Source organism: Flavobacterium cauense R2A-7, from assembly GCF_000498475.1.
In the GTDB taxonomy this organism is placed as follows: domain Bacteria; phylum Bacteroidota; class Bacteroidia; order Flavobacteriales; family Flavobacteriaceae; genus Flavobacterium; species Flavobacterium cauense.
Genome location: NZ_AVBI01000001.1, coordinates 21,791 through 46,610 on the forward strand (window position 1 = coordinate 21,791; position 24,820 = coordinate 46,610).

At 39.1% G+C, this 24,820-nt stretch carries 22 protein-coding genes and 1 riboswitch; of the genes, 5 read left to right on the plus strand and 17 right to left on the minus strand.

Annotation, left to right across the window (positions count from 1 at the left end):
• Positions 1-94 precede the first annotated feature (94 nt).
• Positions 95-535 carry an SRPBCC family protein gene (locus FCR2A7T_RS00125; RefSeq protein ID WP_023569229.1) on the plus strand — a complete coding sequence of 147 codons (441 nt, stop codon included), beginning with the start codon at positions 95-97 and terminating at the stop codon, positions 533-535.
• A gap of 50 nt (positions 536-585) precedes the next feature.
• On the opposite strand, the gene queA is transcribed toward FCR2A7T_RS00125, so the two are convergent.
• Complete coding sequence (queA, locus tag FCR2A7T_RS00130; protein WP_023569230.1) at positions 586-1,635, minus strand: tRNA preQ1(34) S-adenosylmethionine ribosyltransferase-isomerase QueA; 1,050 nt, start codon at positions 1,633-1,635, stop codon at positions 586-588.
• Between the two features lie 117 nt (positions 1,636-1,752).
• A complete protein-coding gene (locus FCR2A7T_RS15285) occupies positions 1,753-3,624 on the minus strand; it encodes a LamG-like jellyroll fold domain-containing protein (RefSeq protein ID WP_023569231.1) in 1,872 nt (623 codons plus the stop codon).
• Between the two features lie 195 nt (positions 3,625-3,819).
• On the opposite strand from FCR2A7T_RS15285, the gene FCR2A7T_RS00140 reads away from it, so the two are divergent.
• The 3 genes from FCR2A7T_RS00140 to FCR2A7T_RS00150 all read left to right on the plus strand — a co-directional run bounded on the left by FCR2A7T_RS00140 (position 3,820) and on the right by FCR2A7T_RS00150 (position 7,422).
• On the plus strand, positions 3,820-4,263 hold the full coding sequence (locus FCR2A7T_RS00140) for a two-component regulator propeller domain-containing protein (RefSeq protein WP_023569232.1): 444 nt from the start codon (positions 3,820-3,822) through the stop codon (positions 4,261-4,263).
• Between the two features lie 71 nt (positions 4,264-4,334).
• Positions 4,335-6,674 carry a sensor histidine kinase gene (locus FCR2A7T_RS14575; RefSeq protein WP_023569233.1) on the plus strand — a complete coding sequence of 780 codons (2,340 nt, stop codon included), beginning with the start codon at positions 4,335-4,337 and terminating at the stop codon, positions 6,672-6,674.
• Position 6,675: 1 nt separating this feature from the next.
• Positions 6,676-7,422, plus strand: a complete 747-nt coding sequence (locus FCR2A7T_RS00150; RefSeq protein ID WP_023569234.1) for a LytR/AlgR family response regulator transcription factor — start codon at positions 6,676-6,678, stop codon at positions 7,420-7,422.
• On the opposite strand, the gene aroA is transcribed toward FCR2A7T_RS00150, so the two are convergent.
• From aroA to FCR2A7T_RS00195, 8 genes are all read right to left on the minus strand, one after another.
• Complete coding sequence (gene aroA, locus FCR2A7T_RS00155; RefSeq protein ID WP_023569235.1) at positions 7,412-8,644, minus strand: 3-phosphoshikimate 1-carboxyvinyltransferase; 1,233 nt, start codon at positions 8,642-8,644, stop codon at positions 7,412-7,414. The genes FCR2A7T_RS00150 and aroA overlap by 11 nt on opposite strands.
• A gap of 2 nt (positions 8,645-8,646) precedes the next feature.
• Positions 8,647-8,973, minus strand: coding sequence for a nucleotide pyrophosphohydrolase (locus FCR2A7T_RS00160; protein ID WP_023569236.1), 327 nt, complete (start codon positions 8,971-8,973; stop codon positions 8,647-8,649).
• A gap of 196 nt (positions 8,974-9,169) precedes the next feature.
• A complete protein-coding gene (gene dtd / locus FCR2A7T_RS00170) occupies positions 9,170-9,622 on the minus strand; it encodes a D-aminoacyl-tRNA deacylase (RefSeq protein WP_023569237.1) in 453 nt (150 codons plus the stop codon).
• A 23-nt stretch (positions 9,623-9,645) separates the two neighbouring features.
• A complete protein-coding gene (gene rsgA / locus FCR2A7T_RS00175) occupies positions 9,646-10,626 on the minus strand; it encodes a ribosome small subunit-dependent GTPase A (protein ID WP_023569238.1) in 981 nt (326 codons plus the stop codon).
• 78 nt (positions 10,627-10,704) lie between these two features.
• Entirely contained in the window at positions 10,705-11,784 is a 1,080-nt protein-coding gene (locus FCR2A7T_RS00180) for a bifunctional 3-deoxy-7-phosphoheptulonate synthase/chorismate mutase type II (RefSeq protein WP_023569239.1), read from the minus strand.
• Positions 11,785-11,820: 36 nt separating this feature from the next.
• Positions 11,821-12,642, minus strand: a complete 822-nt coding sequence (locus tag FCR2A7T_RS00185) for a prephenate dehydratase (RefSeq protein WP_035116714.1) — start codon at positions 12,640-12,642, stop codon at positions 11,821-11,823.
• A 236-nt stretch (positions 12,643-12,878) separates the two neighbouring features.
• Entirely contained in the window at positions 12,879-14,186 is a 1,308-nt protein-coding gene (locus FCR2A7T_RS00190) for an ABC1 kinase family protein (protein WP_023569241.1), read from the minus strand.
• Positions 14,187-14,191: 5 nt separating this feature from the next.
• The gene (locus tag FCR2A7T_RS00195) at positions 14,192-14,869 is read right to left on the minus strand and encodes a TetR family transcriptional regulator C-terminal domain-containing protein (protein ID WP_023569242.1); all 678 of its coding nucleotides are present in this window, start codon (positions 14,867-14,869) and stop codon (positions 14,192-14,194) included.
• Between the two features lie 118 nt (positions 14,870-14,987).
• On the opposite strand from FCR2A7T_RS00195, the gene gldA reads away from it, so the two are divergent.
• Entirely contained in the window at positions 14,988-15,887 is a 900-nt protein-coding gene (gene gldA, locus FCR2A7T_RS00200) for a gliding motility-associated ABC transporter ATP-binding subunit GldA (RefSeq protein ID WP_023569243.1), read from the plus strand.
• On the opposite strand, the gene FCR2A7T_RS00205 is transcribed toward gldA, so the two are convergent.
• The 7 genes from FCR2A7T_RS00205 to FCR2A7T_RS00235 all read right to left on the minus strand — a co-directional run bounded on the left by FCR2A7T_RS00205 (position 15,888) and on the right by FCR2A7T_RS00235 (position 24,731).
• Positions 15,888-16,628 (minus strand): head GIN domain-containing protein, encoded by a 741-nt coding sequence (locus FCR2A7T_RS00205; protein ID WP_051369477.1) that lies wholly within the window; start codon positions 16,626-16,628, stop codon positions 15,888-15,890. It lies immediately after the preceding gene.
• Positions 16,625-17,716: an acyloxyacyl hydrolase gene (locus FCR2A7T_RS00210; RefSeq protein ID WP_023569244.1), complete on the minus strand. Its 1,092-nt coding sequence runs from the start codon at positions 17,714-17,716 to the stop codon at positions 16,625-16,627. The genes FCR2A7T_RS00205 and FCR2A7T_RS00210 overlap by 4 nt, the downstream gene beginning before the upstream one ends.
• A 137-nt stretch (positions 17,717-17,853) precedes the next feature.
• A complete protein-coding gene (locus FCR2A7T_RS00215; protein WP_035119081.1) occupies positions 17,854-18,288 on the minus strand; it encodes a hypothetical protein in 435 nt (144 codons plus the stop codon).
• Between the two features lie 191 nt (positions 18,289-18,479).
• Positions 18,480-19,436 carry a methylenetetrahydrofolate reductase [NAD(P)H] gene (gene metF / locus FCR2A7T_RS00220; RefSeq protein WP_023569246.1) on the minus strand — a complete coding sequence of 319 codons (957 nt, stop codon included), beginning with the start codon at positions 19,434-19,436 and terminating at the stop codon, positions 18,480-18,482.
• Positions 19,437-19,456: 20 nt separating this feature from the next.
• A complete protein-coding gene (metH, locus tag FCR2A7T_RS00225) occupies positions 19,457-22,135 on the minus strand; it encodes a methionine synthase (protein ID WP_035116718.1) in 2,679 nt (892 codons plus the stop codon).
• A complete protein-coding gene (locus FCR2A7T_RS00230; RefSeq protein WP_023569248.1) occupies positions 22,135-23,121 on the minus strand; it encodes a homocysteine S-methyltransferase family protein in 987 nt (328 codons plus the stop codon). Before FCR2A7T_RS00230 ends, metH begins: the two co-directional genes overlap by 1 nt.
• A 209-nt stretch (positions 23,122-23,330) precedes the next feature.
• Positions 23,331-23,434, minus strand: a riboswitch (SAM riboswitch).
• A gap of 124 nt (positions 23,435-23,558) precedes the next feature.
• Positions 23,559-24,731: a trans-sulfuration enzyme family protein gene (locus tag FCR2A7T_RS00235; protein ID WP_023569249.1), complete on the minus strand. Its 1,173-nt coding sequence runs from the start codon at positions 24,729-24,731 to the stop codon at positions 23,559-23,561.
• Positions 24,732-24,820 lie beyond the last annotated feature (89 nt).

The following is a 24,820-nucleotide window of genomic DNA, read 5'->3' on the forward strand; positions in this document are numbered from 1 at the left end:
CTATTTGGGTTTCCAAGATGTTTTTCAAACAAAAACAATCAAACTATATTTTACCAGCAGATTAATTATATTTGATTTTCAAATCAAATACATCATGAAATATACTTGTGAGATTAAAATCAATAGGCCCATTGAAAAAGTAATTGCCCTGTTTGACAATCCTGACAACCTAAAGAAGTGGATGGAAGGCTTAGAGCATTTTGAGCACCTCTCCGGAGAAGCGGGACACCCCGGAGCAAAATCCCGTTTAAAATTCAAAATGGGAAAACGTGAAATGGAAATGATTGAAACCATAACCGTTCGTAACCTTCCGGAGGAATTTTCGGGAACATACGAAATGAACGGCGTATTTAATATTGTGAAAAATAAATTTATCACAGTTTCTGAAAACGAAACAAAATATGTAACCGAACAGGAATTCCGGTTCCAAAACACTATGATGAAACTCATGGGATTTTTATTGCCCGGCATGTTCAAGAAACAAAGCATGAAATACCTGGAAAGTTTTAAAAAATTTGTTGAAAGTCAGCCATAAAAAAAAGCGTTTGCCTAGGCGAACGCTTTTTTTTATTGTTTATCCTTTGATTATAAAATCAGCATGGCATCACCATAGGAATAGAATTTATACCCTTCTTTGATGGCTTCATCATAAGCTTTACGCATTAAATCGTGTCCGCAAAATGCTGAAATCATCATTAACAACGTAGATTTTGGTGTATGGAAATTCGTAATCATGCAATCCGCAACACTGAAATCATACGGAGGGAAGATGAATTTATTCGTCCAGCCTTCAAAAGCGTTTAAGGTTCTGGAAGACGAAACCGAACTTTCCATCGCACGCATTGTGGTGGTTCCCACAGCACAAACACGTTTCTTATTCACTTTGGCTTTGTTTACGATATCACAAGCCTCTTGAGAAATTTTCAATTCTTCAGAATCCATTTTGTGTTTTGATAAATCTTCCACTTCTACCGGATTGAACGTTCCCAAACCTACATGAAGGGTTACTTCCGCAAATTCAACACCTTTTATTTCAAGACGTTTCATTAAGTGCTTCGAAAAATGTAAACCGGCAGTTGGTGCCGCTACCGCACCTTCTTCTTTAGCATAAATGGTTTGGTAACGTTCGGCATCTTCCGGAGTTACTTCACGGTTGATGTATTTTGGAATCGGAGTTTCACCCAATTCTAATAATTTTGCTCTGAATTCTTCATAAGAACCGTCGTATAAGAAACGTAATGTTCTCCCACGGGAAGTTGTATTATCGATAACTTCAGCCACTAACGAATCGTCATCACCGAAATACAATTTGTTTCCGATACGGATTTTTCTTGCCGGATCTACCAATACATCCCAAAGACGTTGTTCTGCATTCAATTCTCTCAACAAAAACACTTCGATTCTTGCACCGGTTTTTTCTTTATTTCCGTAAAGACGTGCCGGGAAAACCTTGGTATTGTTAAGCACCATAACATCGCCTTCTCCAAAATAATCCAAAACATCTTTGAACAACTTGTGCTCGATGGTTTGTGTTTTTCTGTTCACAACCATTAAACGGGCTTCGTCTCTGTTTTCTGCTGGATATTCGGCTAAAAGTTCTGCCGGAAGGTTAAAATTGAAATTTGATAACTTCATTTTATATCTTTTAAATTGACTGCAAATATACTATCGCAAAATAGGGGTTGTCAAGTAAATGCCTATTTATTTTCAACATCCCTTGCCAACCCCACTAAAAACTAAAACTTAACGCAACTATTTAATGATAATTTTCTTTGTTGTGCTGTTATTTTCAACGTCCTGAATTGCAACCACGTACATTCCTGCCGCCAAACCGGAAACATTGATTTGTTTTTGATTGGATGAAAGTACTTTTTGCCCCTGAATTGTATAAATCTCAACCGATTGAATTTCTAAAGCGGTTTCAAGTGTTAAAATATTATGAACCGGATTAGGATAAAGCTTCACTTCTAAACTATTTTGACTGAAATTCGATGCCGATAAAGTGTTATTGGTATATAAATTTGAAATTTGTGTATCCGACAAAACATAATTATAAATTTTCAAATCGTCTATTGCACCGTTAAAGTTCAATTCACCCCCAACTCCAACTCCGAGTTTAAATAAATCATTATTATTTAGTGTATTCCACGTTTTTAGAACTCCTGTAAGCAACGCTCCGTTTTTATAGATTTTAGCAGTTGTTCCGTCATAAGTGTAAGTAAAATGATACCATACTCCTTGTACGTTTGCAGAAGGCGCTTGCAAATTATTAGCATAACCAAAAAAATCAACATAAGAAGCATTAAAAGAACCACCACAAGCGTTACTTGTATTAGATTGCCCATAAGAGAATGTCATATTATAAGGAGTTTGAATCGTATTTAATTTTGCCCAAAAAGCAATGGTTCTTGGTAAATTCCCGTAAGGAAGTCCGGTAACCGTAGCTGTTGTACCTGTGTTGGCAATATTAATGGCTCGGTTTGCAACACCATGCCTGTCGGTTGTAAAAGATATTCCTGCATTCGAGGCAAAAGGAGCTGCTCCTAATAAATTTGTATAAACATTGTCAAAACTATACTCAGCAATGGTTTGCGGACTTGGCGCTCCGGAAGGAGGCAGAATTTTTCTTATATTGTTATTGCCGTAATCTGCTAAATAAAGAATATTGTTTACCCTATCAATCGCTAAACCAGTTATTGTACCAAATGTTGCCACAGAAACATCGCCATTAGTTGTTCCATTAAAACCACGGCCGGCATAAGTAGTAACATCAGCAGAAGGTGTTATCTTTCTGATTCTATAATTATGTGTGTCAGCCACATAAAGATTGTTATTACTATCTGTAACAATTGCGCTGATTCCATTATTAAATCTAGCATTTGCACCATTACCATCAAGATAACCTTGAGTCCCTCCTGCAAAAGTAGTTACAACTCCGGCTGGTGTAATTTTTCTAATTCTGCAATTTTCTCCCACATAAACATTCCCGGAAGCATCTACTGCGATACCCGACGGATAGCTAAATTGTGCCGCTGACCCTGTTCCATCCGCATAGCCATTGGTAGAACCCGCTAATGTTGTAACAACACCCGCTGAAGATATTTTCCTCACCCTATTATTATACATATCCGACACATATAAATTACCCGATGCGTCAATGGTTAAACCATAAGGCATATAAAATTGGGCAGCAGTTCCAACACCGTCAGCAGTACCTTGTGTTCCTCCTGCAAAAGTTGTTACCACTCCCGAAGAGGTAATTTTTCGAATACAATTATTTTCGGGATCACACACAAATGTATTGTTAAATCCATCTCTGGCAACTCCGGCAACACTTCCGAATTTAGCAGCAGCTCCTGTAGCATTAACAAAACCATAAGTACTTCCCGCCAACAAACTTGTTGAATTGTCAGAAAATATTTTTCTCACTTTATAATTTCCTTGATCTGTTACTACAACAGCGCCACCTCCATCAAAAGCGATACCATAGGGATAACTGAATTGTGCCGCCGTTCCAATTCCTTCTGCATATCCCTGAGTAGCACCAGCCATGGTTGAAATTGTTTGAGCATTTAACATACTGCAAAACAGTACCAATAAAAAAGAGAATAATTTTGTTTTCATAATTAACCTGTTAAAATTTTGAGTAAAAGTAGTAGTCGCTTTCTTCTTAAAATGACAGAGTTAACGAAACCCCTTTTTGGGTTAACAAAACGCAAATCGGAACTATTTGCCACCTTTCCTTAACTGAAACCCGTTTTTCATTAACTCAAGATTTGATATCTTCGTTATATACTTACATTTGAACAAATTCTGACCTTGAAACCATTTTTCAGCATATCCTTTTTACTGCTGGTCCAAATTCTTTTTGGACAAAATCCTTATTTCAATAAAATTGACAAGTCTCAGGGTTTGCTAACCAACAGTGTTTACGATATCTTTCAGGATAAAAACGACTTTATGTGGTTTGCTACCGAAAAGGGTTTGTGCCGATTCAACGGCTATTCGTTTCGTTATTTCAGTTTGGAAGGCATGACTTTAAAAGCCGGTTCCTGCATCCAACAAGATACTTTTGGAAGGATTTGGTATGAAAATTTTGATGGCTATCTGTACTATGTTGAAAACAATCAACTGAAAAAACTCAACCAAAACAAATCGGTCGGATATTTTAAATTCGGATTTATAAAAGACCAATTGTACATCATCAACAACAATACTGTTGATGTGTATGATGTAAAAAATCTTCACTTAAAAAAAGAATAGCGTTAAACACCAATGAAATCAAATACATTTTTTTTAACGATGACACCATTTATGTTTTTACCAAAAAACTAATGGTTATCCAAAATGACACCATTCAAAAACAACTCGATTTTCCGGAAGATTTCTCAACGACTTTCAGTTCAATTTTGGTTGAAAAAACGAAAAACGGACTGATGATTGGTTCCAAATTCTCCAACTATTGTTACTTTTTTGAAAACGACACCTTTATCAAAAGAAATTTAGACGTTAACAATACGATCATCCAAAATTTAAGTTGGTGCAACAACAAAAACTGGCTGTGTACGACTTCCGGAATTATAGAAATCGACCGCGAATCCGGCAGTAAAAAAGAACTCTTCACCGGCACGAACATTTCCTATATCTACAAAACCAAAAACAACAACTTTTGGATTTCCACCTTAACAGAAGGCTTATTTTACATTGAAGATTTCAACACCAAACTAATTAGCTCAAACGAGAGTTTAACTTCTTTAATCTTTAAAAATGAGCAACTTTTAGCCGGAACAAAAGACGACAAGATCATTGCTTTGGACGACAATCGGTTTCACCTTATTTATAACGGAAAAGACAACCATCAGATGGGACAATTGTTTTATGACGAACCATCCGGGAAATTGTTTTTTACCTCATCGAAATTTAGAATCCTTGATGCAAACCGAAAACTATCCAAAGAATTGGCAATAGCAGTTAAAAACATCGCCTCGATTGATGCCAAATACATTGCTTTTGCCGCAAGCAGTAACTCTGGTCTTTTCAAAACCAACGAAAAAACGAACAGTGAGTGGGATGCGGTCTTTAGCTCATTTAAAGATTCAAGCACTTCAGATTACAACAATATCATCCTCAATGCCAAAGGAAAGGCCACTGCATACGACAACATCCGTAAAATCATTTATTATGCCACAAATAATGGTTTGTTTTATATCGGGCAAAAGGGTTTACTAACCGAATTAAAATACAAAAACGCATCGCTTAACGTTACAAAACTTTCTTTTGCCAACGGAATAATTTACGCTTGTAACGGTGATTTAAGGCTTTTTCGAATTGAGAACAATACTATTTCAGAAATTGATTTTCCAACGAACATCCAAAAAGGAAATGTTGAAAAAGTCATTCTTAAGAACGAATTGCTTTTTATCGTTACCAACAAATATATTTTCGATTACTCATTAAATTCTAAAAAGCTAAAGCGAATCATCCACATCAACAGCAATATTGAAGTGAATGACGTTATTCTTAAAGACGACAGCTATTACATCTCCTCCAATCGCGGTCTAATTATTAAAAAACAGGAAGTTTACAATCGGATCAAACCTACTTTTACAATTGAAGCGGTGAAAGTGAACAATCAGACAGCCGATGCCTTAAAATTAAACGATTTAACCTACGACGAGAACAACATTCAGATTGCGTACCGCTTTTTATCGCCAACCCCTTTTGAAGAACACGAATTGTTGTACCGAATTAACGAATCGCAATGGCAAAAAGCAGACATTTTAAATCCGGAATTGGTACTCAATTCTTTAAATCACGGAAAATACACCGTCGAATTTGCATTGAATTCCGATTTTAAAAACACTACCAAAATACAATTCACCATCAACCGGCCGTTTTGGTTGCAATTCCCATTTATTTTTGGCGTGTCCTTACTGATTTTAGCATTTATCTATTGGCTGTATCGCAACAACATCAAAAAAATCGAAAAGCGAAACCAATTGGTTTTAGATAAAATCAATCTGGAAAAAAATGTAAATCAGGCAAAACTGAAAGCCATTAAATCGCAAATGAATCCGCATTTCTTTTACAATGCACTGAACACCTTGCAATCGTATATCTTGTCCAATGAAAAAAAACAAGCTGTCGATTATTTATCGAAATTCTCCAATCTCACTCGTACAATTTTAGAAATGACCGAGAAAGAAACCGTATCCGTTAAGGAAGAAATTAAAACCCTGAAACTGTATTTAGACATTGAAAAAGCACGCTTTGAAGACGATTTCAGCTATACGATAACCACGGATACCGCAATTGATACGGACAATATTAAAATTCCTTCCATGTTATTACAGCCCTATGTTGAAAACGCCATTAAACACGGATTGCTGCACAAACAAGGCAAAAAAGAATTAAAAATCGCTTTCAACCTGAATAACGACGTATTAAAAATAACCCTGGACGATAACGGAATCGGGCGACAAAAAAGTACGGAGTTGAACGCAATCAAAAACAAAAATCACAATTCATTTGCCACAGCTGCCATGCAAAACCGAATTGAATTATTGAACCAATACACACATAAAAATATTTCTATTTTTTTTATTGATAAGACCAATCCGCTAAAGCAATCGTTAGGAACAACTGTTGTTTTTGAAATACCCCTATTCTATTAAAATGAAAGCAATTATAATTGATGATGAAAAAAGAGCGCGCGTAACCCTGCAATTACTTTTACAGGAATATTGCCCGAATGTAACAGTGGTAGCCGAATGCGAAAACTTGCCGGAAGGTGTAAAAGCCATCCGCAAGCACCAACCTGACTTGGTTTTGCTCGACATCGAAATGCCGGGACACAGCGGCCTGGAATTATTAGATTTTTTTGATGAAAACGACGTGAATTTTTCCATCATTTTTACAACCGCTTATAACGAGTACGCCATACAGGCATTTAAATTTTCGGCTATTGACTATTTATTAAAACCTATCGTCCCTGAAGAATTGGCCGATGCTGTAAAACGACTGGAAAGGCAAAAACAAAAACTGGAAAACTTTAGTGCACTGAAAGAAAACATGCAGCAGGAAAATCTAACCAAAATCGCGGTTCCCTCCGGAAACAGTCTTATTTTCCTGGATGTTTCCAAAATTGAATATATAAAAGGAGAAGGCGCTTATTCCGAAGTATTTTGCAGTCACAACATCAGTCACATGGTCAGCCGGAATTTAAAAAACTTTGAAGACATACTTTGCACCAACCCGCGTTTTCTAAGAGTGCACAAATCGTATATTGTGAATTTAAATTTTGTTGCAGCCTATAACAAATCAGATGGCGGCAGTTTGGAATTGGAAAACAAAAAAAGCATTCCGGTTTCCGCGGATAAAACCCTTCAGATTTTAGAAAAAACACAACTGATTAAACGATAAAGTCATTCATCCGTATTCCAATCGTTTTCAAATCCTTCCAGAAATCAGGATACGATTTGGAAACCACTTCGGCATCTTCTATAATTAGATTCGTTTTCAGAGCCAACGGCGCAAAAGCCATTGCCATACGGTGGTCCTGATAGGTTTTGATAGTGATATTTTCTTTTATATCGGATGAAGGTTCCAAAGTTAAACTGTCATCAGTTGTCGAAATGTTTGCTCCTAATTTGGTCAACTCGTTTTTCAAAGCTTCCAAGCGATCAGTTTCTTTAATCTTCAGCGTATGTAATCCAGTTAAATGGCAGCCGATTCCTAGTCCGAAACAGGTTACTGCAATGGTTTGGGCGATATCCGGAGCATTGTTGAGATGATACTGAACACCCGACAATTGACAATTATGTGTTTTGCGCAAAATGATGGTGTTGTTTTCAAACCTTGTTTCCACACCAAAATCCTGATAAATTGCAGCCAAAACACTATCGCCTTGCAGACTGTTTTCTTTGTAGCTGGACAATTGAATGGTTGTTCCGATTTCCGATAAAGCCACAATCGAATAAAAATAGGAAGCGGAAGACCAATCTGATTCGACGGTTATTTTAGATGTTTCAGCCAGTTCAGAATGCCCAACACTTATCTTGTTGTCTGAAAAAGACGTTTTTACCCCGATTTCATTCAGCAAAGCCAACGTCATTTTGATGTAGGATACGGAAGTTATTTTACCTTCTAAAGTCAGCTCCAAACCATTTTCCAATTTCGGCGCAATTAAAAGCAATGCGGAAATGTACTGACTGCTCACATCGGCCGGCAAGGTTACCTTATTCTGAATCAGTTTTTTCCCTTTAATTCGCAAAGGTGGAAAACCTTCCTTATTTTCATAGTGAATATCGGCTCCAAGTTGGCGCAAAGCCTCCACTAAAATCTGAATCGGACGCTCCTGCATTCGGGAAGAACCCGTCAGCACTACTTCATTTCCTACCTGAACAGCGAAATAAGCGGTCAGAAAACGCATGGCGGTTCCGGCGTGATGAATATCGATAGTTTCGGTCGGATGCTTCAAAGCCTTCAACATTACTTCGGAATCATCAGAATTGGAAACATTCTCCAAAACCAGATTCGGATACAAAGCCTGCAACAACAACAAGCGATTCGTCTCCGATTTGGAACCGGAAATACAGATTGCAGGTTGCAGGTTGCAGGTTGACGAATGAAGAAGGAGTTTCAAAACTATTTCAGTTTTTCGTTATTGTGATGACGGTCGTGATCGCGCTTGGTTTTCAGGTCCAGTTTCTTGTCGAAAGCGGCTTGCAAGTCCACACCGGTTTGGTTGGCCAGACACAGTACCACAAAAACCACGTCGGCCAGTTCTTCGCCAAGATCTTTGTTCTTATCGCTTTCCTTTTCGGATTGTTCGCCGTAACGACGGGCAATGATTCGGGCCACTTCGCCTACTTCTTCCGTAAGTTGTGCCATATTGGTTAATTCGTTAAAATAACGAACACCGTGGTTCTTAATCCAGTTGTCTACTTCCAGTTGGGCATTTTGTATGTTCATTGTTTATCCTTTTTATCTTTATTAAAACCAGGAAATAGTAAAGTTTGAAAAATAGCCATAAAAAACCCAAAAAAAGAAGCACTGAAAACGATTCCTTTTAAAGAGACATCGGACTCTATTAAATACTTTAACACGCCATATAATAAGCCGTTAATCAGAAACGCTTTAAAAAATGAAATGGCCTTATCCCTCATTACTACTCCTTGTTTTTTGTATCAATAATTATCGTTACCGGTCCGTCGTTTATCAAGGCTACTTTCATGTCGGCGCCAAATTCTCCGGTTTGTACTTTTTTGCCCAAATCGGCTTCCATTTGTTTGACAAAACTTTCATATAACGGAATGGCGATATCCGGTTTTGAGGCTTTAATATACGAAGGACGATTCCCTTTTTTGGTGGAAGCGTGCAACGTGAACTGACTTACCACAATTATCTCACCATCAATGTCTTTTACAGAAAGATTCATCACCCCGTTTTCATCGCCGAAAATGCGAAGGTTGGCAATTTTGGAAGTCAGCCATTGGATATCTTCTGTAGTGGAAGCATCTTCAATTCCGATTAAAACCAACAATCCTTTTCGAATATCGGCTACTTTTCTCCCTTCGATAGTTACCGATGCTTCGGAAACTCTTTGTATTACGGCTTTCAAATCAAGTGTGAATTAGGATTGCATTATGATTGTCTGGTTCGGTCACTCGCCTCACGATCATCACCGTAAATATCCGAACGATAATGTTCGTCGTCGCCTTCCAGGATCTGAAGATAGCTTTTATAGCGCGACCAGGCAATTTGATCTTTTTCCAAAGCCTCTTTCACGGCACAATGCGGTTCGTCTTTATGCAAACAATTGTTAAATTTACATTGGTCTTTCAACGCAAAAAACTCCGGAAAATAATCTCCGATTTCCTGTTTTTCCATATCGACGATTCCGAAGCCTCGAATGCCGGGCGTATCGATAATTTGTGCGCCAAACGACAAATCGAACATTTCGGCAAATGTCGTTGTGTGCTGTCCTTGCTGGTGTTGCTCGGAAATTTTTTTGGTCTTTAGATTTAAAGTCGGCTCCAAGGCATTTACCAAGGTAGATTTTCCCACACCGGAATGACCGGAAAACATCGAAACCTTTCCTTTCATCATCGCTTTCAGTTCTTCAATTCCTTTTCCTTCCGTGGAAGAAACGCGCAGGCATTTGTAACCGATGTTGGAATAGATGTATTGCAAGTATAATTGTTCGTCTAAAGTCGCCTCGTCAAACGTATCGATCTTGTTGAAAACCAAAACCGCTTCGATTCCATACGCTTCGGCAGTAACCAAAAAACGGTCAATAAAACTGGTAGTAGTTGGCGGATTGTTAATCGTAACCAATAAAAACACGATATCAATATTCGAAGCAATAATATGCATCTGGTGCGACAGATTGACCGATTTACGAACGATATAATTTTTCCGTTCATGAATATTCGTGATCGTTCCCGTAGTCACATCGGTGGTTTCTTCCAATTCGTAATCCACAATATCGCCCACAGCAATAGGGTTGGTGCTTTTGATGCCTTTCATTCGGAATTTGCCCTTAATACGGCATTCCAAAAACGATTTATCTTCGGTTTTTACGGTGTACCAACTTCCTGTGGATTTATATACGGTTCCTGTCATATTTAATTACGAATTATGAATTCCAAATTACGCCTTGCAAAATTACAATTATTATGGTTGATAATTTGAAATTCGGCCTTATCGCATTACTTTCTCCTGATGCGAGATACTTTCCTGATGAATGGCTTTAAACAATTTCAGTATAAATTCTTCGCTCAACCCTTTCTCTTCGCCTTCCAACACCATTTTTCCTAAAATCTCATGCCAACGGCTGCTTTGCAAAATGGAAACGTTCTTCTCTTTTTTCAGTGCTCCGATTTTCTCGGCAATTTTCATACGTTTTCCTAAAATTTCCAACAATTTGACATCAATATCGTCGATTTGCGTACGCAGTTTTGTCATTCGTATGTTGAAATCATCGGCTTCATCGGTTGCTTTTCGCACGCGCAGGTCGACGAAAATACGTTTTAAAGCATCGGGCGTAACCTGTTGTGCAGCATCGCTCCAAGCATGATCCGGATCGATGTGGGTTTCGATAATCAATCCGTCATAATTCAAATCTAAAGCTTGCTGGGAAACTTCCAGAATCATATCGCGTTTTCCGGTAATATGGGACGGATCGCAGATTAACGGTAAATCCGGGAAACGATTCTGCAAATCGATTGCAATCTGCCATTCCGGATTGTTTCGGTATTTCGATTTTTCATAGGTTGAAAATCCGCGATGGATTACGCCTAATTTCTTAATTCCGGCATTGTGCAAACGTTCCAATCCACCCAGCCACAACGATAAATCGGGGTTTACGGGGTTTTTCAGCAAGACAATTTTATCGGTGTTTTGCAAGGCATCGGCGATTTCCTGAACCGCAAACGGATTTACAGTTGTTCGGGCACCAATCCACAACACATCGATATCGTGTTCTAATGCTAATTTCACGTGTGCCGCATTAGCCACTTCCACCGCCATTAGCAATCCTGTTTCGGCTTTGGCTTTCTGTAACCATTTCAGACCGATTTCGCCTACACCTTCAAATCCGCCCGGACGCGTTCTCGGCTTCCAGATGCCGGCACGAAAAATACTCACATCGGAACCTTTCAGTTCGTGTGCGATTTTCAACACCTGTTCTTCGGTTTCGGCACTGCAGGGTCCTGCAATTACTAAGGGATGCGTCAATTTGAAATCATCCAACCAGGTTCTCAGTTCTTTTTTATTTTCCATAGTATTTATGCTGCTGTAAAATTAATTCATTCCTTTTTATCCTTGCTGATATTCTCCTAAAACTTTAAAATGCGTCGTCATAATTTCCATCAGTTTTTTAGCTTTTTCAAAGTGTTTGTATTTATCAAAAATGACATCTACGAAAAAAGAATACTTAAACGGGGTTTCAATCACCGGTATCGACTGTATTTTAGTGAGATTGAGTTTGCAGTTGTTCAACACATTCAGCACTGTTGCCAACGATCCCGGCGTATCGTCCAATTCAAAACGGAGGGAAGCTTTATTGACATTTTCTTTATCATAAGCCAAGTCTTTCGCTTTTAAAATCACAAATCGGGTCTTGTTACTTTTAACGGTATGCACACCGTCCGCCAAAATAGCCAGATTGTAAATTTCTGCTGCCGCAGGTCCTGCCAATGCTCCAATTCCCTTCAACTGCTGCTCCTGAATCCGTTTTGCTGTGATAGCGGTATCTGAACTTTCCACGAGCTTAATCTGAGGATATTGATTAAAAAAGTTCGCGCATTGCAACAATGCAATCGGATGGGAATGCACCTCTTTGATGTCGGCAATCGTTTGTCCGGGCAAGCCCATCAGGTTCATATGAATATTGAGGAAAAACTCTCCTGTAATCTGCAAATTACTGTTGTCAATCAGGGTGTAATTCGGCAAAATCGAACCCGCAATTGAATTTTCCAATGCCATTACAGCCTTTTGAGAAGTATTGTCCAGCACACTCGTAATAACCTCCCGGAAAGAAACACATTCTTCCAACACCACATTTTCCCCAAAACAGGATTGCGCCACCTGATGGTGAAACGATCCTTTAATTCCCTGAATTGCTACTTTTTTCTTCATTTTAGTCAAAAAAAAAAAAAATCCCGATGCTGCCATCGGGATTGTCTGTTTCTATTTTTTTCAAGCTTTTACTTTGATCAAATAACAATACGACAATCCCTCTCTCCGTTCCAGAAGAAATAAAAAGAAGTATTGCTGTAAAAAGTGTTATTGGTAAGCATTGCTTTTTTATGCGTTATTTGAATGGCAAACTTAGTGAAAAAATGTTTCGGATGTCACTTTTTTAAAATTTAAGTTTACTTCATGTATTTTTCGAAATCATTAATACGAATGGTGGCTTTCAAATCAAACATCAGATTATACAAGCCGAAAAACGTTCGGTTCACATAAATAAAATGCTTGGAACCCCTATTACCGTTCATTTTTCGCAATACTTTATCGTTGGCAAACTTATCGCTTAAAATAGCTATTTCACTAGAAAATGTCGGATCTGAAAAATCAAAAGTTTCTTTGTGAATCGGCTTGGTGAATACCGTTAACAATTCGTGGAACATTTGGGTAAAAAACGCAATTTCTTTCGGACTGTCCGTCGGTTTCAAAATTTCCAACTCGTATAATTTCTTGGCAAACAATTCCGAGTTATTCAATACTTCCGGCGAAGAAACTTCAAAATATGGTTTGTAAAAAGACTCCGGAATCTGTTTCATACAACCGAAATCAATAGCAATAAGATTGGCATCTTCGTCCACCAAAAAATTGCCCGGATGCGGATCGGCATGAAACTTCTTCAACTGATGAATCTGAAACATATAAAAATTCCAAAGCGTCTGCCCTACTTTATCTCTTTTTTCCTGAGAAGTTTCCTGCTGGCAGAATTCCGAAAGATGGATTCCGTGCATCCAATCCATCGTGATAATCCTGTCGGACGACAATTCCGGATAATACGCTGGAAATTTCAGATTTTCAATGCATTCGCATTCTTTTCGAGTGGCTTCACTTTGTTGGAGTTCGAGTTTATAATCGGTTTCTTCCGTTAATTTGTCTTCTATTTCCTTAAAATACTCATCGGAAGTACCTTGCAAATTGAACATTCGTACCGCAATCGGTTTCACCAAAGCGATATCAGTACTGATGCTTTCGCGAATACCGGGATACTGAATTTTCACCGCCAGTTCTTTTCCGTCTTTTTTGGCTTTATGCACCTGTCCGATGCTCGCGGCATTGATGGAATTGGGCGAAAATTCGTCAAAAAGGTTTTCCGGATAGGCGTTGAAATAATTTTTAAACGTTTTACGCACCAAAGGCGCCGACAAAGGCGGAACCGAAAATTGCGACAAAGAGAATTTATCCACGTACGATTGCGGGAGTAAATTTTTCTCCATGCTCAACATTTGCGCCACTTTTAACGCGCTTCCTTTGAGTTCTTTCAGGCCGTCGTAAATATCTGCGGCATTCTCTTCATGGAGTTTGTCTTTGGTCAGATTGGGGTTTACGGCTTTTTCCCCGTAATATTTCAGGTAATTTCCGCCGACTTTTACCCCGGTGGTCACTAACTTCGCTACACGTTCCATTTTATTGGTCGGAATGCGGTCTATTTTTTTCATTTTATTTATTTGGATGTAAAGGCATCACCCATTTTTTCTTTCCAGATGAATTTCCCGAAGTCGATGATACTTTCTACGGGAACATTGTACACCATATCAAAAGCAGCTTTGACTGATTTCTCAATATAGATGTCGGTTTTTTCAAAATTTGGCGACGTATCTTTCAGCCAGAATCCTATAATTGAGAGGAATTGAATCCAGGCGCCTTCGGCAACCAGTTTGTTTTGAAGCGATTTGATTTTCTCATTGTCTAATTTCAACGGTGCTTCCAAAACGGTTTTTACATAGCTTAGAAAATCCAGTCGTACTTGTTTCAGTTTGACAATGTTTTTCAACGGAACCGTACCGTTTTCCAACAGGAATTTTACGAAACTTCGGTTCGCCGTTGCCATTTCAAAAAAAGTGAAGTAAAAGCTGGTTAGTTTTTGAGCCGGATCGTATTTTGCATAGTCCTCATTTTCCGCCAACAATTCAAGCGTGTACTGGAACATTTTGGAGAAATAATCCGATTCTAAACTTTCAAACGACGAAAAATGTTTGTAAAAATCACTTTCTTTGAAAGCATTTAGCTTTGAAAATTCATAAACCGAACCTGGCTTTTTACCGTTAGTCAAACAGAAATCGGTGTACAATGACACTATTTGTTCGTCTGTAATGCTCTTCTTTTTTCTTTGCGCTGCCATAACATATTTTTTGTCTAACAAATTTAAACAAAGACTAAACATAAAAATGATTATTTAACTTAAAATTATCGAATAGGAATTAACGGTTATTTACTATTTTTGCTTCAAATCACGAATCATGTCTATTGAAGTTCAGAATATTTCTAAAAATTACGGCGAACAAAAAGCGCTGGATGCTGTTTCCTTTTCGGTAAAAAAAGGAGAAATCGTAGGTTTTTTGGGTCCGAATGGTGCCGGAAAGTCCACGTTGATGAAAATCCTGACCACCTATATCACTGCTGATTCGGGTGAAGCTTCCGTAAACGGACATAATGTCGCCGAAAACCCTAAAGATGTACAGAAATCGGTAGGCTATTTACCGGAACACAATCCGTTGTATCTGGATTTGTATGTTCGGGAATATCTTTCCTTTAACGCCGATGTGTATAAAGTAGCCAAATCGCGTATTGACGAAGTGATTGCCCTAACGGGATTAACACCGGAAAGTCATAAGAAAATCGGCGAACTTTCCAAAGGATACCGTCAGCGTGTGGGATTGGCTACCGCTTTACTGCACAATCCGGATGTGTTGATTTTAGACGAACCTACAACGGGTTTGGACCCGAATCAGTTGGTGGAAATCCGTGATTTGATCCGAAACATAGGAAAAGACAAAACCGTTTTTCTTTCCACACACATCATGCAGGAAGTAGAAGCGATTTGCGACCGTGTAATTATCATCAATAACGGAAAAATTGTAACCGATAAAAAACTGGACAATTTGGTTTCTGATGTTAAAGAACAGATAATTGAAGTGGAATTTGACAAAGAAATTTCATCTGAGATACTGGCTACCCTTCCGAATATCAAATCGTACCAAAACATTCAAAACACGATTTGGGTGCTGACTTTCGAAACCAATAAAGACATGCGACCAGCTGTTTTTGATTTCGCACAAAACAACGGCTTGAGAACACTGCAACTGGCGCTAAAAGGCAAAAATCTGGAGCAAATTTTCCGCGAAAAAACGAAGAAATAATTATTGGTACACGATATGTCCGGTATAATGTTGTACAACATTAACCGTTGGTGGCTGATTCAGTAAAATTACATTTCCGTTACTGTAGATGTTTCCTTCGATTTTATTGGAAGGTTTCAAAATCATATCGTTGGAACTGCGCTGAAAAATAAAGACATCCTGAACCGTCAGATTTGCACCTTCGAATCGGGAATCGCCGGAATAAAAAGAAACGTTTAGTGAAGCAGTTACACCTTTGATTCTGAAAATCGTCGTGTTGTTATTTTCCACCACTAAATTTTGGCAGTTTACACTCAAGTCAAAAATATTGGACGCTGTTTTACCGTATAAACCTTGTTGCAAATTTAATGTCGGGAAATTCAAAACTCCTTCTGAAACCACATCGTATTGTGACGAAGAGTAAATCTTAATAATATCGGGTGCCGTTACCGTAACTCTTGCCGGAACGGTTGTTCCTAAACTGCATTTCAGGTTGTTTTTTACATATAAAACACCATCAACAACCTCGGTGGTTACCTCATCCATAAGATTTTCGCCGGTTTCCACTTTTACTTCCTCAATTGCTCCCTGCTTAACAATTAAATTAACGCCTTCGCCAATATTAATCTGATTGAATACACCAACCGCATCAATACGAACAATACTCGCTCCCGGTTCGCGGTAACAATCCGGAATAATCTCAGAATCACAGGAAACAAAAAGCAATACAATTGCTAAACAAGATACTAATGCTGCTTTCATAATCTAACGCCTAAACCAAATTCAATTGCTTCGGCACGGGAAATGTGTGTTTTCAAACTCACGCCCGCCGAAATATTTTTTGTTACATAATATTTTGCTCCCAATCGCTGGTATAACGCCCCGAATTTATCGGAAGGATCATAAATATAATAGCCCATTTGCGTATCAATGGCTAATTTATTGATAAACAATTCATGTCCGGCAAAAATACCAACTCTTCTATAATCTGCGTTGCCGTCATAATTATTTTCGAAATACGCGATGGCCTGATATCGAATAAACTCTTTCATGTACATCATCCAGAAAACATCGGTCCCCAACTGAAGTGCACTTTTACGATTGATTCGTTTATCCACATAAGCCGAGGCTACATAAAAAGGATATTGCCCGCTGTTTACGACATCACTTTCATTTACACCACTTCGGAAAACCAAATTATAGCGAATCGGTTCTGTAAATTTTTCTTTCGGATGCGCTATATAACGAAGGGAATCTTTGCTTTCAATAGCATAATTTACCCCAATATTGAACGCAATGGTATTTGTACTTGTATTGGGCGCTTTCAGATTGGCATTGGAATGATGAATAAAAGCTGCTCCTGTTTGTATTCCAAATCCCTTCCATATATTAGGTTTGTTGTAATTCAACATAAAATAGGTCGACGGCATATAGCGGGCACCGTAAGCCAAATTCCGGTAATTCGTTTCCCGGTCGTACGGATTTGTATTGTACGCAACTCCTTGTCCTACGCGCAATTGCATACGTCTGCTTAGGAAATAAAAATTATAATGCGCATACAATCCGTATAAATCGCCCAACTCTGGGTTTTTATTGTTCTGATAGTGAAAGGACAGTCCGTAATCCGGATAATTGTACCAAGCTTCCCATTTTTTGGAACCAAAGGTTTTTCGGTTGATTCCAATGATGGTACCTTCCGGATGCCCCTTTATTAAATGAAAAATATTGGTATGATGCGGCAATATACTTCCGTAAAAGTAATTCACATCTATGGCGTATTGTTTAATTTCTTTTTCCTGAGCGCCAATCGCTACCGAAAAAAACAGTAAAATATAGGTTAGTAATCGCATTTTGGGTTTTGAAAATCAGGCAAATATAAAAGAATATTTATTCGACATCTATGCATTAAAGTCGAAAATATTTCAACACACAATAAAAAAGCCTGATTCGCAAATACAAATCAGGCTTTTCTGTCTTAAAAATATAGTTATTGCATCAGTTTAGCATATTCTTTTCTTTCAATTTTTTTTGATTTCAAAAGATAAATTCGATGCAAATCGTAAAAATCAGCGTCGATTGAAGCATCGGCTGTTCTTAAAAAATCTTTATTTAAAATTGTGCTGGCCGCAATATCCTCCAATGTGGCACCATAATTTCGAACTGCAGCATTGATGAATTTCAACGCACTTTTCTCATCTCCTTTACTGCGGAAACATTCGGATATCTCAAAGCAAAGATTTTGAGCAACTTCCAAATCCTCCTCTTTCTCTTTTAGCGCTTTCAGAAGATATTTAATCGCATTGGGATAGTCGGCCTCTTTTTTATATTTAAGAGCCATCTCATAATTTTGAAGGTATTCATTTGCAAACAGGTTTGTCGAAGCAAATAAAAACAACGCAACAAATAGTAGTAGTTTTTTCATAATAGTAGCTTTTTGGGGTGAACAACTATTGATTCCTTATAAAAATAATGATTTTTTATGAAAAAAAATATTTTTTAACTTAATTTCAATTAATATAACAAATATTACTTTTTTTTGTTAAAAATAAAAAACCTGAAAGGTAATTCCTTTCAGGTTTCACTTGGGTTAGGTTAAGTATAATTGGTTGATTATCAAAACACTGCGGTAGCAATTTGGCGGATGTTATCCGATTTTCCCATCGAATAATAATGCAACACCGGAATTCCGGCTTCTTTCAATTCTTTACTTTGTGCGACACACCATTCGATTCCGATTTGCGCCACCATTTCGTTATCTTTAGCTTTCACGACTTCCATAATTAAATCGTCCGGTAGATCCACTTTGAAACGATGCGGAATCAGATTCAATTGTTTTTTGGTGGAAATCGGTTTCAGTCCCGGAATAATCGGAACCGTAATTCCAGCTGCCCGGCATTTTTCAACAAAATCAAAAAACTTCTTATTGTCGAAAAACATTTGCGTGATGATGTAATCCGCGCCGTTTTTTATTTTATGCTTCAGAAAATGAATATCACTGTCTAAACTTGGAGCTTCCATGTGTTTTTCCGGATAGCCCGCTACACCGATGCAGAAATTCGTTTTGTTGGTATTTTGTAAGTCGGCATCCAGATAAATTCCGTTGTTCAGATTACTGATTTGCGTTACCAATTCTGATGCGAAATGATTCCCTTCCTTTTCGGGTTTGAAATAAATTTCGCTTTTCACGGCATCACCACGCAAAGCCACCACATTATCAATCCCGAGAAAATCCATGTCGATTAAGAAATTCTCCGTGTCTTCTTTGGTAAAACCACCACACAAAATATGCGGAATGGCGTCCACCTGATATTTATTCTGAATCGCCGAACAGATTCCAACCGTCCCTGGTCTTTTCTTTACAATTTTTTTCTCCAGCAAACCGTTTGGCAATTCTTTGAATTCGTATTCTTCTCTATGATAAGTTACATCAATAAAAGGCGGTTTGAACTCCATTAACGGTTCGATGTTATCAAAAATACATTTGATGTTTTGCCCTTTTAATGGCGGTAAAATCTCAAAAGAGAATAAGGATTTGCCGTTGGCGTTTTCTATATGTTGGGTTACTTTCATTTTTTAGTTTCAATTTACAGTTAGTCTGCGATGTTAGGGTTTAACCATTTTTCGGCGTATTCGTAGGTACATTTTCTTCGTTGGGCATAATCGCGCACCTGATCTTCTTTTATCTTTCCGAGACCGAAATACTTACTTTCCGGATGTCCAAAATAATACCCGGAAACAGAAGATGCCGGCCACATTGCCATGCTTTCCGTTAAGGTTACGCCGATATTCTCTTCCACGTTTAACAATTTCCAGATGGTTGGTTTTTCCAAATGATCGGGACAAGCCGGATAACCGGGAGCCGGACGAATTCCTTTGTATGTTTCTTGGATTAATTCCTCATTAGAAAGATGCTCTTCCGAAGCATAGCCCCAGATTTCTTTACGGATTTTCTCGTGTAAGTATTCGGCGAAAGCTTCCGCAAATCGGTCACCTAAAGCTTTTACCATAATGGAACCGTAATCGTCGTTCGCTTCTTCAAATGCTTTTGCTTTTTCATCCACACCGAAACCGGTTGTCACGCAAAAAGCGCCCATATAATCAGTTTTATTGCTTTCTTTCGGCGCAATAAAATCCGCTAAGGCAATATTCGGAGCGCCCGCAGTTTTTTGCGATTGCTGACGAAGGGTTAAAAACGTTTCCAAAGTATTTCCTTTTTCATTGTACACTTCGATATCATCGTCATTCACCTGATTCGCAGGGAAAATACCGTAAATTCCTTTGGCTTCCAACCAATTTTCATCTAACAATTGTTGCAGCATGTTTTGAGCATCGGCAAACAAAACTGTCGCCTGTTCTCCTACCACAGTGTCGGTTAAAATCGTCGGATATTTTCCGAACAATTGCCAAGACTGAAAAAACGGCGTCCAGTCGATGTACGGAACCAATTCCTGCAATGGTACTTCAATGGTTTTAGTTCCGATGAAGTTTGGCTTTTTGGCTTCAAAATTTTCCCAATCCAGTTGTAGTTTATTCACTCTGGCTTTTTCAATCGTATGATAACTTTTATCGCGCTGACGGTTTAAAAACGTTTCGCGAAACGCTTCGTATTCTGCTCTGATGGTGCTGGCGTATATTTTTCTATCCTTGTTTAAAAGATTTCCGGCTACGGTTACCGCACGGGAAGCATCGTTAACATGCACCACCGTTTGACGGTATTCGGGTGCAATTTTCACGGCGGTATGGGCACGTGAAGTCGTTGCGCCACCAATCATGATTGGAATTTCGATATTACGTTTGTCCATTTCTTTGGCCAAATACACCATTTCATCCAAAGACGGCGTAATCAGTCCGCTTAATCCGATGATATCGACGTTTTCTTTAACAGCAGTTTCGATGATTTTTTCTGGCGGTACCATCACGCCTAAATCGATGATTTCGAAATTATTGCACGCCAATACAACGGATACGATATTTTTACCGATGTCGTGTACGTCGCCTTTTACGGTAGCCATCAAGACTTTTCCTGCGGATGATGTTACGCCGTCTTTTTCCGCTTCTATATAAGGTAACAGATAAGCTACGGCTTTTTTCATCACACGGGCGGATTTCACTACTTGCGGCAGGAACATTTTTCCGCTACCGAATAAATCGCCTACCACATTCATTCCCGCCATCAGATTGATTTCGATGACCTCTATAGGACGTGCAGCCACTTTTCGGGCTTCTTCCACGTCAATTTCAATGAATTCGTCGATGCCTTTTACCAAAGCGTGCGTGATTCTGTCTTGCAATGAACCGCTTCGCCACTCCTGAACTGCTTTTTCATTTGATTTTACATCGTCTTTATAGCTTTCGGCTAATTCCAAAAGACGTTCGGTGGCATCGTCGCGACGGTCTAATAAAACATCTTCTACATATTCCAATAAGGTCGAATCGATTTCGTCGTACACTTCTAACATTTCCGGATTCACGATTCCCATGGTCATCCCGTGTTGGATGGCATGATACAAAAATGCCGAATGCATCGCTTCCCGCACTTTATCATTCCCGCGGAACGAAAACGACACATTGCTAACCCCGCCCGAAACATTGGCATACGGCAGGTTTTCGCGAATCCATTTGGTCGCTAAAAAGAAATCTAGGGCGTTACGGCGGTGTTCTTCCATACCGGTCGCTACCGGAAAAATGTTCGGGTCGAAGATGATGTCTTCCGCAGGGAAATTGATTTCGTTGACTAAAATATCATAGGAACGTTTACAGATTTCGATACGGCGTTCGTAGGTATCGGCCTGACCGACCTCATCAAACGCCATTACGATTACGGCTGCTCCGTAACGTTTGATTAATTTCGCATGGTGTAAAAACGCTTCTTTTCCTTCTTTTAAACTGATGGAATTCACCACGCATTTTCCTTGTGCCACTTTCAGTCCGGCTTCGATGATTTCCCATTTGGAACTGTCAATCATTACGGGCACCCTTGAAATATCCGGTTCGGAAGCAATCAGATTCAGGAATTTGGTCATCGCATAAACGCCGTCTAACATTCCTTCATCCATGTTGATGTCGATAATCTGCGCACCGCCTTCTACTTGGGCACGGGCGATATCCAGCGCTTCTTCGTATTTTTCTTCCTTGATTAAGCGTAAAAATTTTCGCGAACCGGTTACGTTAGTACGTTCCCCTACATTCACAAAATTAGTCTCGGGCGTAACGATTAACGGTTCTAACCCCGAAAGTTTTAAATATTTATGACAAACTGCTTCACTCATTATGCTTCCTCCAGTACTCTTGGTTTGTAATTGGCGGCTACCTCAGCAATTAGCTTGATATGCTCCGGAGTCGTTCCGCAGCAGCCGCCTATGATATTGATTAAATTATCGTCCAGATATTCTTTGATTAACGCCTGCATTTCTTCTGCCGTTTGATCGTATTGTCCGAAAGCGTTTGGCAATCCGGCATTGGGGTGCGCCGAAACATTGAATGACGTGTTGTGCGCCAAACGTTTCAAATACGGTTTTAACTGATCGGCACCTAGAGCGCAATTGAACCCAACGCTTAACAACGGAATGTGTGAAATCGAAATTAAAAACGCTTCCACGGTTTGCCCGGATAACGTTCTGCCGGAAGCATCGGTAATCGTACCCGAAACCATGATGGGAATATCGATATTGCGTTCTTCTTTTACTTCTTCGATGGCAAAAAGGGCGGCTTTGGCGTTTAACGTATCAAAAATGGTTTCTACCAACAACAAATCACAACCCCCATCGATTAAGGCTTCTACCTGTTCTTTGTAGGCGATGCGCAATTCGTCGAACGTGACCGCGCGGAATCCCGGATCGTTTACATCGGGTGACATGGATGCCGTTCGATTGGTTGGGCCGATAGAACCGGCTACAAAACGAGGGCAATCGGTGAATTCGTCGGCTACTTCACGGGCAATTTTGGCCGATTGGTAGTTTAACTCATACACCAAATCTTCCATGTGGTAATCCGCCATTCCGATAGTAGTGCCTGAGAACGTGTTAGTTTCCACGATGTCAGCTCCGGCTTGAAAATAGGCGCGGTGCACGGATTTTACAGCTTCCGGTTGGGTTAACGACAACAAATCGTTATTTCCTTTTAACGGATGCGCGAAATCCTTGAAACGCTCGCCCCGAAAATCTTCTTCTTCAAATTTATAGCGTTGCAGCATGGTTCCCATCGCTCCGTCGAGCACGAGAATTCTTTCTTTTATGGCTTCGTGTATTGTTGACATTTTTTTAAAAGCTTTTAGCTAACAACTCTTAGCCGTTAGCGTTTCCAAAAATTCAATTCGTTTTTTATCTAGCCCCGATAGCAGCGTTTCCAATTTTCAATTGGAAGTAGTGAATAGCGGGAACAAGGACCCAAAAAAGCCCAAGCCTTTCGCTTCCAATCCTATACTATATTGTTATCGTGAAATCAGAGAGATACCGAAAAAGTATCCTGTTATCTGTCCCGCCGTGACGAGGTAGAATGTAGCACCTTCTACAAGCGTAGGGTTGCTAAGGCTTCGTCGGGTCTAGTCCCTCTGCCTTTCGTGATAACGTCAGTTTGTATAAGAACGATGCAAAGCTAATCATTAATTTTAAATTCGGAAATATTTTCTAAATTTTGATTTAAAAAACAACTATTTTAGATTTTTATACTTATATTATATATTTATTCAGAATATTAATCTAACGCTTGACGCAAATCGTTAATAACATCCTGTACAGTTTCCAATCCTACGGAAACACGAACCAAACCGTCGGTGATGCTTACCGCTAATCGTTCTTCTTCCGACAATTTACTATGCGTAGTGGATGCCGGGTGCGTCACAATGGTTCTTGTGTCACCGAGATTTGCTGACAACGAACACAATTGGATTTTATCCAAAAATTTTCGCCCAGCTTCGATACCTCCTTTAATTTCAAACGCTACAATATTGCCGCCCAAACGCATTTGTTTTTTAGCAATCTCGTATTTTGGATGGGATTTTAAAAATGGGTATTTTACCTTATTCACATTCGGATGATTTTCTAGGAACTCAGCTACTTTTACGGCGTTTTCGCAATGTTTTTCGACGCGAACCGGTAGGGTTTCCAAACTTTTCGATAAAACCCAAGCGTTGAATGGCGACAAAGCCGGACCGGTGTTTCTTGAAAACAGGTAAATTTCACGGATTAAATCAGCCCGCCCAACTGTGATTCCTCCTAAAACACGTCCTTGACCGTCTATTAATTTGGTAGCGGAATGCACCACCAAATCCGCACCGTATTGGATTGGATTTTGCAGAAACGGAGTCGCAAAGCAGTTGTCTATAATTAAAATCAGGTTGTGTTTTTTGGCGATTTGCCCTAACAATTCCAAATCGATAATGTCCACTGCAGGATTTGTAGGCGATTCAGCAAAAAGGATTTTCGTATTCGGTTGAATGTAACTTTCGATGGTTTCCGGTTGGTTGATGTCGAAATAACTGGCGGTAATGTTCCATTTTGGAAAATACTTCGTGAACAAGGTATGCGTCGAACCGAACACACTTCCTACGGAAACGATGTGGTCGCCTGATTTTAACAAAGCGGCAAAAGTCGAATAGATTGCTGCCATTCCTGTAGCAAATGCATAACCGTCTTCTGCACCTTCCATTTGGCAGATTTTTTCTACGAATTCCGACGTATTCGGATTACTGAATCGGCTGTAAATATTGCGTTCCTTTTCTTCCGTGAAGGAAGCGCGCATGTCTTCCGCATCTTCGAAAACGAAACTGGAGGTTAAGTATAAGGGTACGGAATGTTCTAAAAATTGGGTGCGTTCGTTTTGGGTTCTTATGGCCTGGGTTTCGAAGCCGAATTCTGTATTATTCATAGTATTTTTATTTTGATTAAAAGTTATTTGGAAAGCGCAACAAGTTCATTTTTTGTCATTTCGCCCAACAGGAGAAATCTCATAATCAA

What these genes read in the sequence shown, in the direction of transcription:
- FCR2A7T_RS00125 (WP_023569229.1), top strand. Translation starts at nt 95, where the DNA reads ATGAAATATACTTGTGAGATTAAAATCAATAGGCCCATTGAAAAAGTA.
- queA (WP_023569230.1), bottom strand. Translation starts at nt 1,635, where the DNA reads ATGAAGTTATCAAATTTCAATTTTAACCTTCCGGCAGAACTTTTAGCC.
- FCR2A7T_RS15285 (WP_023569231.1), bottom strand. Translation starts at nt 3,624, where the DNA reads ATGAAAACAAAATTATTCTCTTTTTTATTGGTACTGTTTTGCAGTATG.
- FCR2A7T_RS14575 (WP_023569233.1), top strand. Translation starts at nt 4,335, where the DNA reads ATGGTTATCCAAAATGACACCATTCAAAAACAACTCGATTTTCCGGAA.
- FCR2A7T_RS00150 (WP_023569234.1), top strand. Translation starts at nt 6,676, where the DNA reads ATGAAAGCAATTATAATTGATGATGAAAAAAGAGCGCGCGTAACCCTG.
- FCR2A7T_RS00160 (WP_023569236.1), bottom strand. Translation starts at nt 8,973, where the DNA reads ATGAACATACAAAATGCCCAACTGGAAGTAGACAACTGGATTAAGAAC.
- rsgA (WP_023569238.1), bottom strand. Translation starts at nt 10,626, where the DNA reads ATGACAGGAACCGTATATAAATCCACAGGAAGTTGGTACACCGTAAAA.
- FCR2A7T_RS00180 (WP_023569239.1), bottom strand. Translation starts at nt 11,784, where the DNA reads ATGGAAAATAAAAAAGAACTGAGAACCTGGTTGGATGATTTCAAATTG.
- FCR2A7T_RS00185 (WP_035116714.1), bottom strand. Translation starts at nt 12,642, where the DNA reads ATGAAGAAAAAAGTAGCAATTCAGGGAATTAAAGGATCGTTTCACCAT.
- FCR2A7T_RS00190 (WP_023569241.1), bottom strand. Translation starts at nt 14,186, where the DNA reads ATGAAAAAAATAGACCGCATTCCGACCAATAAAATGGAACGTGTAGCG.
- FCR2A7T_RS00195 (WP_023569242.1), bottom strand. Translation starts at nt 14,869, where the DNA reads ATGGCAGCGCAAAGAAAAAAGAAGAGCATTACAGACGAACAAATAGTG.
- gldA (WP_023569243.1), top strand. Translation starts at nt 14,988, where the DNA reads ATGTCTATTGAAGTTCAGAATATTTCTAAAAATTACGGCGAACAAAAA.
- FCR2A7T_RS00205 (WP_051369477.1), bottom strand. Translation starts at nt 16,628, where the DNA reads ATGAAAGCAGCATTAGTATCTTGTTTAGCAATTGTATTGCTTTTTGTT.
- FCR2A7T_RS00210 (WP_023569244.1), bottom strand. Translation starts at nt 17,716, where the DNA reads ATGCGATTACTAACCTATATTTTACTGTTTTTTTCGGTAGCGATTGGC.
- FCR2A7T_RS00215 (WP_035119081.1), bottom strand. Translation starts at nt 18,288, where the DNA reads ATGAAAAAACTACTACTATTTGTTGCGTTGTTTTTATTTGCTTCGACA.
- metF (WP_023569246.1), bottom strand. Translation starts at nt 19,436, where the DNA reads ATGAAAGTAACCCAACATATAGAAAACGCCAACGGCAAATCCTTATTC.
- metH (WP_035116718.1), bottom strand. Translation starts at nt 22,135, where the DNA reads ATGAGTGAAGCAGTTTGTCATAAATATTTAAAACTTTCGGGGTTAGAA.
- FCR2A7T_RS00230 (WP_023569248.1), bottom strand. Translation starts at nt 23,121, where the DNA reads ATGTCAACAATACACGAAGCCATAAAAGAAAGAATTCTCGTGCTCGAC.
- FCR2A7T_RS00235 (WP_023569249.1), bottom strand. Translation starts at nt 24,731, where the DNA reads ATGAATAATACAGAATTCGGCTTCGAAACCCAGGCCATAAGAACCCAA.